Raw genomic sequence first — 15,336 nt, 5'->3', positions numbered from 1 at the left:
CAGAAAATGTCAGATTTACCAGCAGATCCTAGTGTTCCGCTCAATATGCCGTCGCCAAATCGCCCTTCCGTGTTGTCGCTGGCGATCAAGGAAAAAGCCGCTTTATTTGCTGCCTACATGCCATTTCTGAAAAATGGCGGAATTTTCGTACCCACCAATAAGGCTTATCGCCTGGGTGAAGAAATTTACCTGATCCTGACCTTGCTGGATGACCCGAATAAATATCCTATCGCTGGCAAGGTCGCGTGGATTACGCCAGCCGGCGCCGGAAATAATAAATCACAGGGCATAGGTGTGCATTTCCCTGAAGATGAAAGCGGTACACGCATACGTTTGCGGGTAGAGGAATTGCTGGGTGCAGCAGTGCGTTCTTCCAGAGCGACCCATACTATTTGAGTAACATAAGATGGCGCAACAATTTACGCACAGGCTGGCTCACTTTGACGATTTGCCGCAAATCGTCGCTATTTATAATTCGACAATTGCGTCACGTGAAGTTACAGCAGATACTGAGCCAGTTTCTGTAGAATCACGCCACGCCTGGTTTAATGAACATCAACCTGACCGCCGACCCATGTGGGTCTGTGAGCAAGACGGTCAGATACTGGGCTGGTTATCATTTTCCAATTTTTACGGCAGGCCTGCTTATTCAGGAACTGCCGAACTCTCTATTTACCTGCACGAAGATGCGCGAGGTAAAGGTCTAGGGCGTTATTTTTTATCGCAAGCCATTGCATTTGCACCAGAAATCAAAGTACATACTTTGCTTGGTTTTATTTTTGGCCACAATATACCTAGTTTGAAATTGTTCTCTGCTTTTGATTTTGAAACCTGGGCAAATATGCCACGTGTCGCAACACTTGATGGTATTGAGCGCGATTTAATCATTCTTGGCAAACGTGTAGCCTGACGCAATTTTTGCGTTCCAGGTTATTGCTTGCTATCTTTTCCAGGCGGCTTGTTTAACAAGCTGCCTATCTATTTTTAGAAAGTTTTCATTATGCTCAGCTATCGTCATGGCTTTCATGCGGGCAATCACGCCGATGTTCTTAAACACTTTGTCCTGATCCAGTTGCTGGAATATATGGGCCAAAAAGACACGGCTTATACTTACGTTGATACCCATGCCGGGGCAGGTTTATACGCGCTGGACAGTGGTTATGCCAGCAAAAATGCAGAATTTGAAACAGGTATCGCCCCTTTGTGGGATCGAAAAGATGTACCTGCTGCACTGGCTCAATATCTGGATCTGGTTAAAAAGATGAACCCTAGCGGGAAGATGCGTTATTACCCGGGCTCCCCCTACTGCGCCAATGCTGTCATGCGTGAACAAGACCGGTTGCGCCTGTTTGAACTGCATTCAAGTGAAATCAAGATACTTAGCGAAAACTTCCGCAAGCTTGACGCCCATGCGTCTGAACAGGGACATCGCCCCACAGTGCGCGGCAAGCGCGTCATTATTTCTGACGGTGATGGCTTTGAAAGTCTGAAAGCTTTATTGCCACCGCCATCGCGCCGCGCTCTGGTGTTGATTGATCCGCCCTATGAAGTGAAAGATGACTACCGTCGTGTCAAGGTTTGCCTGGAAGATGCGTTGAAACGTTTCCCAACCGGTACCTTTGCCGTCTGGTATCCCTTATTGCACAGGCAAGAGTCACGCCAGTTTCCAGAAAAGCTCAAGCGACTGCAAGCCAATAGCTGGCTTAATGTCAGCCTATCGATCAGCACCCCGTCACCTGATGGTTTTGGTTTACATAGCAGTGGCATGTTTATTCTTAACCCGCCGTGGACGCTGGCAGCAACCTTGAAAGAAGTCATGCCTTACCTGGTCAGTGTGTTGGGCAAAGACAAAGGGGCTGGCTTCGTGCTTGAATCGGGTGATGGCCCAGTCACTGGAAAAAGGTAAATACGACAATAAAACACTGTTTTTAGAGACAGTTAAAATTTCATGATTGTTGCGATGCGGGAGAGGCTTTCTTCCGCATTTTTGTTTGTGTAGAAAGTAAAACATCAAAAGTCATTTCACTCCTGTTTGTGCGTTGCAAAAAAAATACTGATTGACGGATTAGTACGGTCGTACAAAAATCCTTAAAGAATAAAATTCAGCAAATCAGGCAATTACCAAAGTAATTAATAAACTTGCACGTTTCAGGAGAACAAATGCCGTCTTACCCGATGAGTCCTTTGATGGGTCAAATGATGAGCAAGCCCATGCTTATCTCCAGTCTGATTGAACATGCCGATCGTTATTTCGGGAAAAACGAAATCGTATCGCGCCGCGTTGAAGGTGACATTCATCGTTATAACTATACTGAATGCCACAAGCGCGCAAAGAAACTCGCCAACGCTTTTGCTACCCTGGGTGTGAAACTGGGTGACCGTATCGCTACACTGGCATGGAATGGTTATCGCCATCTTGAAGCTTACTATGCTGTTTCAGGTTCCGGGGCGGTACTGCATACTATCAATCCCAGATTACATCCTGAGCAAATTGCCTATATCGCCAATCATGCTGACGACCAGTATCTGCTGTTTGATATCACCTTCCTGCCTATAGTCCAGGCGATTGTTGCCCATTGCCCCCGCATTAAGGGCTATATCATGATGTGCGACAGGGATCGTTTGCCGACTGATGGGAAGATTCCCAATCTCTTGTGCTATGAAGACCTGATTGCAGAAAACAGTGATGATTTTGTCTGGCCAGTTTTTGATGAGAATTCTGCCTCCAGCCTGTGTTATACCTCTGGTACGACCGGCAACCCAAAAGGCGCGCTGTATTCACACCGTTCAACCATCTTGCATTCTTATGGCTCATCCTTGCCGGATGGGTTGAACGTTTCAGCCCGCGATTCTGTCTTGCCAGTGGTGCCGATGTTTCACGTCAATGCCTGGGGCCTGCCTTACTCAGCGCCGCTGAATGGCGCGAAACTGGTGTTCCCAGGGCCACATCTGGATGGCAAGTCCTTATATGAATTGTTTGAGCAGGAAAAGGTGACGTTCTCCGCTGGTGTACCTACCGTTTGGCTAGGCTTGCTGACCTATGTCGCGCAAAATAATCTGAAATTCTCTACCTTTAAACGCACGGTCATCGGTGGTTCCGCTTGTCCGCCAGCGATGATGAAGACTTTGCGTCATACCTATGGTGTTGAGGTGGTTCATGCATGGGGTATGACAGAAATGTCGCCGCTTGGCACCGCCGGAACCCTGATGGCAAAACATAGCGAATTGGACGAAGACGCAAAACAGGGCATTCTCGAAAAACAGGGCCATGTACTGTATGGCGTTGACATGAAGATAGTCGATGACGCCGGTAAAGAGCTGGCATGGGATGGCAAAACCTACGGCAATTTATTGGTCAAAGGCCCATGGATCATTGCCAGCTACTTCAAGAATGAAGGTGGGGATGTGCTTGAAGACGGCTGGTTCCCGACCGGTGATGTGGCGACCATAGACCCTGATGGCTACATGCAAATCACTGATAGAAGCAAAGACGTCATCAAGTCTGGTGGTGAATGGATAGGTACGATCGATCTGGAAAATGTCGCTGTGTCGCATCCTGCTATTTTACAGGCGGCCTGTATAGGCGTGTTTCATCCCAAATGGGATGAGCGGCCATTGCTGCTGGCGGTCAAAAAACCAGGTGCCGAAGTAAGCAAGGAAGAATTATTGCAATTTTTTGATGGTAAGGTTGCAAAATGGTGGTTGCCTGATGACGTTGTGTTCATAGAAAGCTTACCTTTGGGTGCGACAGGCAAAATTTTGAAAAATAAACTCAGGGAGCAATTCAAGGAACATAAACTGCCAACCACTTAAAGCGTGACGGACAAGTGCAAATCAAAAGAAGTCTGTACTTGACCAAGATGTAGCGATAAAACAAAAAAATCTAGATTCCAAACTACGAGAATACCGGAGAGAGACAATGAAATTCCCATTACGTGCAAGTCTGGTCGCAGTCGCCTTTGCCATCGCCGCGCCAGCGGTTATGGCCGACACTATCAAGATCGCCTATATCGACCCTTTATCCGGGCCGTTTGCGCCAGTTGGCCAGAATATTTTAAATTCTTTCCAATTTATCGCTGATAAAGCGAACGCTGAAAAATGGGCTGGTGATAACAAATTCGAGGTGGTTGGATTTGACAATAAAGGCAGTCCGCAAGAATCATTGAATATACTCAAGACGGTCATTGATAAGGGTTTTCGCTATATCACGCAAGGCAATGGTTCTGGGGTAGGCCTGGCCTTGCTGGATGCTGTCAACAAACACAATGAACGTAATCCAGGCAAAGAAATCGTCTATCTGAATCATGCCGCCGTTGACCCCGACATGACCAACAGTAAATGCAGCTTCTGGCATTTCCGTTTCGATTCCAATTCGGATATGAAAATGGAAGCGCTGACGACCTTCATGGCTGCCGACAAGAATATAAAAAAGGTGTACATCATTGGCCAAAATTATTCCTTTGGCCAGCAGGTGACACGCGCAGCAAAAGAATATCTGGCTCGCAAACGTCCTGATGTGCAGATCGTCGGTGATGATTTGCACCCTATCGGGCAGGTCAAGGATTTTTCCCCATATGTAGCAAAAATCAAGGCATCGGGAGCTGATACTGTCATCACGGGTAACTGGGGCGCAGATCTGGCCCTATTGATTAAATCGGCAAAAGACGCTGATTTGAAAGCCAATTTTTATACCTACTATGGCGCGACGACAGGTGTCCCAACCGCGATGGGCACTGCCGGTGTCGACAGAGTGAAATACGTAGGCTATTGGAATACCAATAACGAAACCTATTCTGGTAAAGACATTGTTGAAGGGTTCAAAGCGAAATACAAGGACGATTATTATTCGATGGCGACCTATTCTGTCATCATGGCCATGTCGCAGGCAGTCAAACAATCGAAATCGATTGATCCTGTCAAGGTAGCTTTTGCAATGGAAGGGCTCAATTTCAAGAGCCTGAATGGTGATGACAATATGCGCAAGCTAGATCATCAGATTCAACAACCTTTGTATATTGCCACCTGGGTCAAGACCAATGGTAAAGACGTCAAATATGATCAGGAAAATACAGGCCTCGGCTGGAAAACCAATCAAAAAATTGATTCTTTTGTCGCATCACAGCCTTCGTCCTGCCAAATGAAACGACCTGGCTAGTCATTTAAGAAAAAAGAGAGTCGCTGCTTGCGTGCTCTCTTTTTTTGCCGATAAATAGTACGATCGTTCAAGAATTTTCTGAAAAGGGTCTTTGCTGTGGAATTCACACTGATCACTTTGTTGAATGGCGTCAGTTACGGATTGCTGTTGTTTATGCTGTCATCCGGATTGACACTTATTTTCAGCATGATGGGCGTACTCAACTTTGCCCACGCCAGTTTTTATATGTTGGGCGCTTATTTTGCCTATGCAATCAGCGTCAAGTTCGGGTTTTGGCCTGCCTTGTTTATCGCACCGGTATTGGTCGGTTTATTCGGTGCTCTGGTTGAGCGTTATGGCTTGCGTTCGGTCCACAAATATGGGCACATACCTGAGCTGTTGTTCACATTTGGTTTGTCGTATGTGATCGTCGAACTGGTGCAATTGATCTGGGGCAGATCGACTGTTCCGTATCCAATTCCGGCTTCCCTTGATGGCCCCTTATTTACTTTATATACAACCACGTTCCCCATTTATCGCGGCTTCATGATGCTGGTTGCTCTGATCATGCTTGCTTCAATCTATCTGTTATTGACACGTACACGGATAGGCCTGGTGATACAGGCTGCATTGACGCATCCTGATACAGTCGAAGCACTGGGACACAATGTTCCCCGGGTATTCATGCTGGTATTTGGCGGGGGGTGTGCGCTTGCTGGTCTGGCTGGTGTGGTTGGCGGCAATGCTTTCGTAACCGAACCTGGCATGGCAGCGACTCTTGGCAGCATCATTTTTGTCGTGGTAGTCGTTGGTGGCATGGGGTCGCTGGCAGGTGCCTTTGTTGCATCCTTGTTGATCGGTGTGCTACAGACTTTTGCTGTAGCGCTCGATTATTCATTCGTCAGCCTGTTTGGCAAATTTGGCTTGTCGATTGGCGCAACTGCACCGGGATATGCGTTGTGGAGCCTGACCATCGCCCAGGTCGCACCAATACTGCCGTATCTGTTATTGGTACTCATCCTGATTTTCAGGCCAAGAGGTTTACTCGGCACTCGCGAAGGATAAAAGATGAGCAAACCTTTAATCTTCAAACCGATCAATATAGGTCGCTGGCTGATCTGGAGTAGCTTCTTTTTGCTACTTATGGTCGCACCATTCGTTTTCAGCTCAGGTGGTTCGCTGTCCTTACTGTCTCAGGTAGGGACGATAATGATATTTGGCCTCTCGTTCAACATGCTGCTGGGGCAGGGTGGCATGCTGTCCTTTGGACACGCCGTGTATTCAGGCCTGGGTGCTTTTTTCGCCATACACACCATGAATCTGGTGGCTGGCGGCAGCCTGGTTTTTCCGATCACCTTGATTCCACTGGTCGGCGGCATTGCAGGCATGTTTTTCGGCATACTTTTTGGCTACGTAACAACCAAGAAGTCAGGAACCACTTTTTCCATGATTACGTTGGGTATGGTTGAACTGGTGTTTGCCTGTTCACTGATGTTTCCAAGTTTTTTTGGTGGGGAGGGCGGCATATCGACCAACCGTGTGATAGGCCAGGCATTTTTAGGTATTACCTATGGGCCGCAAATACAGGTGTATTACCTGATCGCCTTCTGGTTATTCATCAGCACCATAGGCATGTATGCCTTTACACAAACGCCTTTGGGCCGGTTGATCAATGCAGTGCGTGATAACCCGGAGCGGGTTGAATTCATTGGCTATGACACGCAATGGGTGCGTTATCTGACATTGATTTTGTCTGCTTTCTTTGCCGGGATTGCCGGTGGTTTGTCAGCGATTAATTTTGAAATCGTGACAGCAGAAAATGTCAGCGCACTTCGTTCTGGTGCAGTGCTGCTATTTACGTTCATCGGTGGCATTGGCTTTTTCTTTGGTCCCATGATAGGTGCCATTATTGGGGTGTTCCTGACGGTCATGTTGTCTGATCTAACCAAAGCCTGGCAATTATATCTTGGTGTGTTTTTCATCCTCATTGTGATGTATGCGCCTGGCGGTATGGCCAGCATCATCATGATGAACTTGCGTGTGGCAAAATTTGGTTTGTTCAAGCGCGTCTGGCCAGCGATGTGGAAACTGGTGCTGGCTGCAGCCATCACCGCCGCCGGTGTTATTCTGGCCGTCGAGATGCTGTACCAGCGCACACTGGAAGCAACCCAGAGTGCAGTCATACGATTGTTTGGCGTTTCAATCGATACTGCAAGCAATGGTTCATGGTTCATCACTATTATGGTGATTGCGCTTGGTATTTTTGCCTGCGCCAAACTGAAAGGTGGATTCAGCGAGCAATGGGGTGAAGTCAATACTGAAATTGAAGAACAAATGCGGAGGGCGCAAGTATGAGTGGCTTTTCGCTGGAATTAAAAGAAGTACGAAAATCATTTGGCAGTGCAGAAATTATCCGCGGGGCCACTTTGCAGGTGCCTAAAGGAGAGCGGTTTGCCATCATTGGGCCCAATGGGGCGGGCAAATCGACACTGTTCAATCTGATTTCAGGTCGTTTCCCGATTACTTCTGGTGATATTTTGCTGAACGGTGAAAGTATCAGCAGCCTGAAGCCATATGAAATCAACCGGCGCGGACTGTCACGCAGCTTTCAGATTACCAATATCTTCCACCGTTTGTCAGTCTATGAAAACCTGCGTTGTGCCGTACTTTGGTCACTGGGCTATAAGTATTCTTTCTGGCATAGGTTGAATGGCTTGAAAGATGCCCATGAAAGAGCTGAAGCCGTGCTTGAACAAATCGGCCTTAAGCGCCGTCGTAATGTCACAGCGGGCCTGCTGACTTATGCCGAGCAAAGGGCGCTGGAAATCGGCATCACCATAGCTGGCGGTGCTGAAGTCATCTTGCTCGATGAGCCTACCGCCGGCATGAGCCGTTCTGAATCAGATGCTGCTGTTGAACTCATACGCAAAGTCACCGTAGGTAAAACCTTGCTCATGGTGGAACATGATATGAGTGTGGTTTTTGGCCTGGCCGATAAAATTGCCGTGGTTGTTTATGGCGAGGTGATTGCCTGCGATACACCGGCAAACATCCGAAATAACCAGAAAGTCAAAGACGCCTATTTGGGTGGACATGCTCCCGCGGAGGCTGAATGAGCTTATTAACGATCAAAAATTTGAATGCTTTTTACGGCAAAAGCCATGTTTTGCATGGGGTTGATATGGTTGTCAATCCTGGTGAAATCGTCAGCTTGCTGGGACGCAATGGTGTTGGGCGCTCCACGACGGTCAAGGCAACCATGGGGCAAGTTGATGCGACCGGCTCCATCCTGTTCAAGGGCGAAGAGATCATTGGCTTGAAAGCTTTTCAGATCGCTCACAAGGGCTTGGGTTATGTACCTGAAAACCGGGATATTTTCCCCAGCCTGACGGTAGAGCAAAACCTCATGCTGGGAGAAAAATCGGGGCGCTCAAAAGACACCAAACCACGCTGGAATATCGAAGATATGTATCAGATGTTTCCCCGTCTGCGCGAACGCAGGAATACCCAGGCAGGCGTGATGTCGGGCGGGGAGCAGCAGATGCTCACATTATGCCGCACCCTGATGGGCGACCCGGATCTGATCATGATTGATGAGCCTACAGAAGGCCTTGCCCCCAAGATCGTCGAACTGGTGGCTGAATATTTGAAAGAACTGAAAAATCGCGGCATATCCGTTTTGCTGGTAGAGCAAAAATTAGCGATCGCGTTGGAAATTTCACAGCGCGTGTATGTGATGGGCCACGGCAGTATCGTGTTTGAAGGGACACCTGCTGATTTACGGGCCAACGAAAATATCCGTAAGGAATGGCTGGAAGTGTAGTGGCAGCAAGCTTATTTACAAGCAAGGCAAGCTCGTTTTAAGGTATCAGACCCGGATTTTCCGGGTCTGATTATGTGCTCGCCCCTACATCATCGAAATTATCACTTTCAACACGATTTCTGCCGTTTTCCTTGGCGCGATATAAGGCTTTGTCCGCCACCACCAGCAGAGCTTCAATATCAGGCACGGCCTGATGAACAAAGGTGAAGCCTATACTGACCGTCACGGAAATTTCCTGACCCTCCGCCAAGTCAATGATTTTATTGGCCAGGCTGTTGCGTATGCGCTGCGCTATTCTTTCAGCTTCGTCACGGCCACAGCCAGGTAGAATCGCAGCAAATTCCTCACCCCCTATGCGACCCAGTATATCAACGTCGCGCAAAGCTGCACTGGCAATATGGGCGAATGCTAGCAGCACACGGTCGCCACCTGCATGGCCATGGGTATCGTTGACGTTCTTGAATTTATCGATATCCAGCATTAATACGGCAACTGGCCTTTTTTGTCCGGCAAGCCTGGTGAGCAGGCGCAGGGCGCGGTCATAAAAGGCGCGGCGGTTCAATAAAGTCGTGAGCTGGTCATGCTCTGCAATGTATTCAAGATGCCGCAAAAGATCTTCGCGTGCTGCCATGACACTGGCTACCGTGAGTGGCGCCAACGCCAGCAGACTTACACCCAGACGTATCGACAGCAGCATGGGCCGGGAGTTCATGTTCACGATGGAAATGGGAATATAGCCAAGTGACATGGAAATTAATACCCATGCGCTGTATAGCAAGGTCAGCAAGCTGGCAGTGAAAATATCATAGCTAAGCGCACACCACAGCAATGCGGGAATAGGAAAGGTCAGTGCGCCAGGGCCACCGACAAGAATGCCGAGGACGAACGAAAACAAGAGTGTTACCACCGGCAAGACCTTGCCGATTTTCAGTCGGTAGACATCAATTGGCCGACGCCGGTTTATTCTGAATTTGGTGATGTCTGGCAGACTCAGCATGACAGGCAGAATGGCGACCAGATTAACCAGTTCAGTCACCGACCAGAATATCCAGCCCTTGAGCGGGATATCATTCGTCAGCAAAGGGTCGGCAATCGCGCCCACCACGCCAGCCACAGCCGCAGAAAAAAAAGCCACCAGCGCAAGATATAGCACTGACAGTGGATGCTTCAGGCGTCGATGTTCTTCACCCAGCCATGAAAACAGCATATAGCCTGTAATGACACATACCAGATTACCGGCACTGATTAAAAGACTATCCTGCCAACTGATACCGGTCAGTAAACCGGACGCCAGATAGCCAAGTATCGCCCCCAGCCAACCATAAAGCTTACTCAGTTGCGGGAAACGTACCAGCATGCCGAGCAAGAGTGCGTTGGCAGGCCACAGCCCGGCCAAATGCCCCATGGAGCGGCTGAGTATGCCAAGCAGGCATGCGGCGAGCACAATGGCGCAGGTAAGAATGGCGATCTTCAGCTTGTCCGTCCAGGCGGGGTTGGTCTCCATCATTGGTTTTATAACTCCTGCTTGCTGTAGCACTGCTTGAGAGCTGTTTCAAAATTAACCTGACCAGAGAGACGCAACAAGGCCATTCATTTTACGCCAGCGACTAAGGGTTAAATTTTCGGTTATTTCATCATATAGTGAGTATGTCGTTGATAACCAGGCTAAACAGAATTGGAAAACGCAAATAAAAATAATACGCTCGTACTATTTTGCGGTATAGTATTCAAAAAATGAGCTTACACCAGAATTTTTAAAAGCACCTGAGTGGCAAATCCAAACAGTATTTCACCTATAGGAAGAGACATGAGCGCTGAATATCAAGTGAATGGCAATATCGCCATAATTACGCTGAACAATCCGCCAGTAAATGGCCTGGGTCATGCTACTCGCACTGCCGTGGTAAATGGCATGAAGCAGGCCTTGAATGATGACGCCATCAAGGCGATCGTCATCACGGGTGCAGGCAAGGCATTCTCCGGTGGTGCAGACATCAAGGAATTTAACTCCCCCAAGGCAAGTGCTGAGCCCAGCCTGCACACTGTCATCAATGTGGTAGAAGGTTCTACCAAGCCAGTCATTGCAGCAATTCATACCGTGTGCATGGGCGGCGGCCTGGAACTCGCGCTCGGCTGTAATTACAGAATCGCTGCCAAGGGTGCGCAAATTGCCTTGCCAGAAGTAAAACTGGGCATCTTGCCAGGAGCCGGCGGTACGCAACGGCTGCCGCGCGTGCTGGGTCTGGAAATGGCATTGAACATGATCGTTTCAGGTACACCGGTTGCGTCCGAAAAACTCGCCAAATCTGCTATCTTCAATGAAGTGGTCGATGGCGATGTCTTGCAGGCAGCGCTTGCATTTGCTGCCAAAGTTGCTGACGTGCAGCCTTTGCCACGCGTGCGTGATATCAAGATTGATTATCCGAACTACGAAGCTTACCTGCAATTTGCGCGCAACACGGTACGTGCCATGGCAGGCCCTTTCCCCGCACCACTGAAATGCGTAGAAGCGGTTGCTGCTGCCGTTACCAAGAAATTCGATGATGGCATCAAATTTGAACGTGAATTATTCGTTGATCTGGTGCAAACCACGGAATCGAAAGCTTTGCGTCACGCTTTCTTTGGCGAGCGTGCGGCCAGCAAATTGCCGGATGTACCAGAAGATACACCGGTACGTCCTATTAAATCCGTTGCGGTGATTGGTGCCGGCACGATGGGCGGCGGTATTGCCATGAACTTTGCCAACGCAGGTATCCCTGTGCAAATTCTGGAAATGAAGCAAGAGGCCTTGGATAAGGGGTTGGCCACTATTCGCAAAAATTACGAAAATACGTTGAAAAAGGGCAAGCTGACCCAGGAGAAATTCGAACAGCGTGTTGGCCTCATTACAGGTACGCTGTCTTATGACGAAATCGCCCAGGCTGACATCGTCATTGAAGCAGTTTTTGAAGACATGGGCGTCAAAGAACAGGTTTTCAAGAAGCTTGACGAAGTCATGAAGCCAGGCGCGATTCTGGCATCCAACACCTCAACACTGGATGTCGACAAAATTGCCGACTTCACCAAACGTCCTGAGGATGTGATTGGCACACACTTCTTCAGCCCGGCCAATGTCATGAAATTGCTGGAAATTGTCCGTGGCAAGAAAACTGCCAAAGATGTGCTGGCGACGGTGTTGGGTCTGTCCAAAAAAATCAAGAAAACCGGTGTGGTATCGGGTGTTTGTGATGGTTTCATCGGCAATCGCATGATAGAGCAATACAGCCGCCAGGCAGGTTTCTTGCTGGAAGAGGGCTGCACACCTGAACAGGTTGATAAAGCAGTAGAAAAAATGGGCTTTGCCATGGGGCCATTCCGTATGGGCGATCTGGCTGGCAATGATATCGGCTGGTATATCCGCAAGCGCCGTTATGTGGAAAAACCACAGATCACGTATTCCAAAACAGCAGATTTGTTGTGTGAGTTGGGTCGTTTTGGACAAAAAACAGGTGCAGGCTGGTATGACTACAAACCAGGTGATCGCAAAGCCTATCCTTCGCAGATCGTCAATGACATGATCATCAAGCATTCCGCTGATCTGGGCATAACACGCCGTAAAATTTCTGATCAGGAAATTGTCGAGCGTCTGATTTTCTCTTTGGTCAATGAAGCTGCCTACATATTGGAAGAGGGCATTGCTACCCGCGCATCAGACATCGACATGGTGTACCTGACGGGCTATGGCTTCCCATTGCATACCGGTGGCCCTATGTTCTATGCAGATACGGTTGGCTTGCCAAACGTTGTCATGGCAATGGAAAAATATGCCAAGGGTCGCCACGGCGATGCATGGAAACCAGCGCCATTGCTGGCAAAACTGGCAAGTGAAGGTAAAACTTTTAACTAAGAGTCAGTAGTTTCTTGAGAATCAGGTCTTATTCACAATGTGTTTATGTGGGTTTGACCTGGTTTTTGTCATTTTACCATTTGCTCGCTGCAAAGCCTTCAAGAGACTCTTCACCTGTCGATTTTGAAGTTGAGCGAATAATTTCTCTATAAATCATGGGCTTGCCGCAAGTACGTAAAATCACAATGCTATAATACGAGGTTAATCCTCATATTCATTGCAAAAGGTTTTCTGTGCTTTCTACCGCAAATATCACCATGCAGTTTGGCCCCAAGCCACTGTTTGAAAATATCTCAGTCAAATTTGGCGAAGGTAATCGTTATGGCCTTATCGGTGCCAACGGTTGTGGCAAGTCCACCTTCATGAAAATTCTTGGCGGAGACCTGGAACAGTCTTCCGGCACGGTCATGCTGGATCAGAACGAGCGCCTCGGTAAATTGCGCCAGGATCAGTTTGCTTTTGAAGAAATGCGTGTACTTGAGGTTGTCATGATGGGACACACAGAAATGTGGGCCGCCATGGCGGAAAGAGACGCCATTTATGCCAATCCTGAAGCAACAGACGACGACTATATGAAAGCCGCCGACCTGGAAGCCAAGTTCGCGGAATATGATGGTTATACGGCAGAAGCGCGCGCCGGCGAATTGTTGCTGGGTGTGGGTATTCCCATTGACCAGCATCAGGGTGTCATGAGTGCTGTGGCCCCAGGCTGGAAACTGCGCGTATTGCTGGCACAGGCATTGTTTTCCAATCCTGACATCTTGTTGCTTGATGAGCCTACGAATAACCTGGACATCAATACCATTCGCTGGCTTGAAGATATCCTGAACGAGCGCAACTCCACCATGATTATCATTTCCCATGATCGCCATTTCCTGAATCAGGTATGTACGCACATGGCTGATATGGATTACGGTACCCTGAAAGTGTACCCAGGTAATTATGATGACTACATGCTGGCATCGTCACAGGCGCGTGCGCAGCAAATGGCAAACAATGCCAAGGCCAAGGAGAAAGTCGCGGAACTGCAAGACTTCGTCCGCCGTTTTTCTGCCAATAAATCCAAGGCACGTCAGGCAACTTCACGTGCCAAGCAGATTGATAAAATCAAGATCGAAGATTTCAAACCATCTAGCCGTCAAAATCCTTTCGTGCGTTTTGATGGCGAGAAGAAATTGCATCGCCTGGCTGTAGAAGTGCAGTCCTTGAGCAAGTCTTATGATAAGCCCTTGTTCAAGAATGTGGACCTGATGGTCGAAGCGGGGGAAAGAATTGCGATTATCGGTGCCAATGGTATTGGTAAGACCACCTTGCTGCGTTGCATAGGCGGTGATGACATTACAGGTTTGCATGCAGATTATGGTACGGTCAAATGGGCGGAAAATGCCAATGTCGGTTATATGCCGCAAGATCCTACTGAAGAATTCGCCTCAGATAAAAACCTGACTGACTGGATAGGTCAGTGGACGCAGGAAGGTGATGATGACCAGGCAGTTCGTTCCATTCTCGGTCGCTTGCTGTTTGGCGGTGACGACGTCAAAAAGTCAGTCAAGGTACTGTCAGGTGGAGAAAAAGGCCGCATGATGTATGGCAAGCTGATGCTGGGCCGTCATAACGTCCTGTTGATGGATGAGCCAACCAATCACATGGATATGGAATCGATCGAGTCTCTGAACATCGCACTCGAAAAATATGCGGGCACTTTGATTTTCGTGTCGCATGATCGCGAATTTGTCTCCTCTCTGGCGACACGTGTACTGGAAATCAAGGAAAATAAAATCGTAGACTTCCAGGGGACGTATGAAGAATATCTGAGCAGCCAGGGTATTGAATAATAGCTGACAGTATGGTGCGATAAAGAAAAAGCCAGGTTCTGACAAGAACCTGGCTTTTTGATTTTCTGAGACTTGTTTATACTTCGTCAGTATGTCTGCTATCGTTTAAAAGCTGGTCCAGGCGGTCACGCAAGCTGCGCGCCATTTCCTGGCCTTTGGCTTTTAAAATCGCTTCTATGTAAGCTTGTCTGAGGGCTCTGAAATCTTCAATATTTCCAGCGCGCTCAACTTTTAATTGCAATCCATAGCCACGCAAACCTATGGCACTCTTGATGGTTTCATTGAAGAAGTTATAAAGTGCCTGGAATCGTTCGGCGTCTGTCATTTCGGGCAATGGCTCAATATCTGCAGCGGTATCTGGCTTTACAGCCATTGCGGTTTCAATTTCGTGAACATCGGCACTTGTCGTTTCATCGGATTTTATTTCGGCAATAAAATCCTGCTCCAGCAATTCCTGAACGTTTTGTTCGGTCAAGCCCAGACCGGCGACTTTTTTCATGATTTCGGTAGCAGTCTGCTTGCCATCTATCATGACGAGTAAGGTGCGTAAACGTGGGGCTAATTGATGTTTGCGGGTGGTGATTTCTTCCCGCCCTTTATCAGTTTTATCGTAGATGATTGCAGTCATGTCCAGCACTTGCCTTAGTATGTCTCAAAA

At 48.2% G+C, this 15,336-nt stretch carries 13 protein-coding genes; 11 read left to right on the top strand and 2 right to left on the bottom strand.

Features of this window, described 5'->3' with window-relative positions; translation table 11 throughout:
* Positions 1 to 6: 6 nt before the first annotated feature.
* The 9 genes from ACO0LH_RS22290 (at position 7) to ACO0LH_RS22250 (ending at position 8,957) form a co-directional block, all read left to right on the top strand.
* Positions 7 to 396: a PilZ domain-containing protein gene (locus ACO0LH_RS22290; RefSeq protein ID WP_422943336.1), complete on the top strand. Its 390-nt coding sequence runs from the start codon at positions 7 to 9 to the stop codon at positions 394 to 396.
* 10 nt (positions 397 to 406) lie between these two features.
* Complete coding sequence (locus tag ACO0LH_RS22285) at positions 407 to 910, top strand: GNAT family N-acetyltransferase (RefSeq protein WP_422943335.1); 504 nt, start codon at positions 407 to 409, stop codon at positions 908 to 910.
* 90 nt (positions 911 to 1,000) lie between these two features.
* Positions 1,001 to 1,906 (top strand): 23S rRNA (adenine(2030)-N(6))-methyltransferase RlmJ, encoded by a 906-nt coding sequence (locus ACO0LH_RS22280; protein ID WP_422943334.1) that lies wholly within the window; start codon positions 1,001 to 1,003, stop codon positions 1,904 to 1,906.
* Positions 1,907 to 2,160: 254 nt separating this feature from the next.
* Entirely contained in the window at positions 2,161 to 3,813 is a 1,653-nt protein-coding gene (locus ACO0LH_RS22275; RefSeq protein ID WP_422943333.1) for a 3-(methylthio)propionyl-CoA ligase, read from the top strand.
* A gap of 106 nt (positions 3,814 to 3,919) precedes the next feature.
* Entirely contained in the window at positions 3,920 to 5,155 is a 1,236-nt protein-coding gene (locus ACO0LH_RS22270) for a branched-chain amino acid ABC transporter substrate-binding protein (protein ID WP_422943332.1), read from the top strand.
* A gap of 96 nt (positions 5,156 to 5,251) precedes the next feature.
* Positions 5,252 to 6,199 (top strand): branched-chain amino acid ABC transporter permease, encoded by a 948-nt coding sequence (locus tag ACO0LH_RS22265; protein ID WP_422943331.1) that lies wholly within the window; start codon positions 5,252 to 5,254, stop codon positions 6,197 to 6,199.
* A 3-nt stretch (positions 6,200 to 6,202) separates the two neighbouring features.
* Positions 6,203 to 7,489: a branched-chain amino acid ABC transporter permease gene (locus tag ACO0LH_RS22260; protein ID WP_422943330.1), complete on the top strand. Its 1,287-nt coding sequence runs from the start codon at positions 6,203 to 6,205 to the stop codon at positions 7,487 to 7,489.
* Positions 7,486 to 8,250, top strand: a complete 765-nt coding sequence (locus tag ACO0LH_RS22255; protein ID WP_422943329.1) for an ABC transporter ATP-binding protein — start codon at positions 7,486 to 7,488, stop codon at positions 8,248 to 8,250. The genes ACO0LH_RS22260 and ACO0LH_RS22255 overlap by 4 nt, the downstream gene beginning before the upstream one ends.
* Positions 8,247 to 8,957: an ABC transporter ATP-binding protein gene (locus tag ACO0LH_RS22250; protein WP_422943328.1), complete on the top strand. Its 711-nt coding sequence runs from the start codon at positions 8,247 to 8,249 to the stop codon at positions 8,955 to 8,957. The genes ACO0LH_RS22255 and ACO0LH_RS22250 overlap by 4 nt, the downstream gene beginning before the upstream one ends.
* A 70-nt stretch (positions 8,958 to 9,027) precedes the next feature.
* Here the strand turns inward: ACO0LH_RS22250 and ACO0LH_RS22245 are convergent, their stop codons facing one another.
* Entirely contained in the window at positions 9,028 to 10,464 is a 1,437-nt protein-coding gene (locus tag ACO0LH_RS22245) for a diguanylate cyclase (RefSeq protein ID WP_422943327.1), read from the bottom strand.
* A gap of 300 nt (positions 10,465 to 10,764) precedes the next feature.
* Between ACO0LH_RS22245 and ACO0LH_RS22240 the strand changes: the two genes are divergently transcribed.
* A complete protein-coding gene (locus ACO0LH_RS22240; RefSeq protein WP_422943326.1) occupies positions 10,765 to 12,843 on the top strand; it encodes a 3-hydroxyacyl-CoA dehydrogenase NAD-binding domain-containing protein in 2,079 nt (692 codons plus the stop codon).
* Positions 12,844 to 13,076: 233 nt separating this feature from the next.
* Positions 13,077 to 14,678, top strand: coding sequence for an ABC-F family ATPase (locus ACO0LH_RS22235; RefSeq protein ID WP_422943325.1), 1,602 nt, complete (start codon positions 13,077 to 13,079; stop codon positions 14,676 to 14,678).
* A gap of 76 nt (positions 14,679 to 14,754) precedes the next feature.
* Here ACO0LH_RS22235 and ACO0LH_RS22230 read toward each other — a convergent pair whose 3' ends face one another.
* On the bottom strand, positions 14,755 to 15,306 hold the full coding sequence (locus tag ACO0LH_RS22230) for a hypothetical protein (protein WP_422943324.1): 552 nt from the start codon (positions 15,304 to 15,306) through the stop codon (positions 14,755 to 14,757).
* Between the last annotated feature and the right edge of the window lie 30 nt (positions 15,307 to 15,336).

The organism is Undibacterium sp. TJN19 (genome assembly GCF_049339485.1).
Taxonomy (GTDB): domain Bacteria; phylum Pseudomonadota; class Gammaproteobacteria; order Burkholderiales; family Burkholderiaceae_D; genus Undibacterium.
This window is presented reverse-complemented; position numbering and strand designations above follow the sequence as displayed.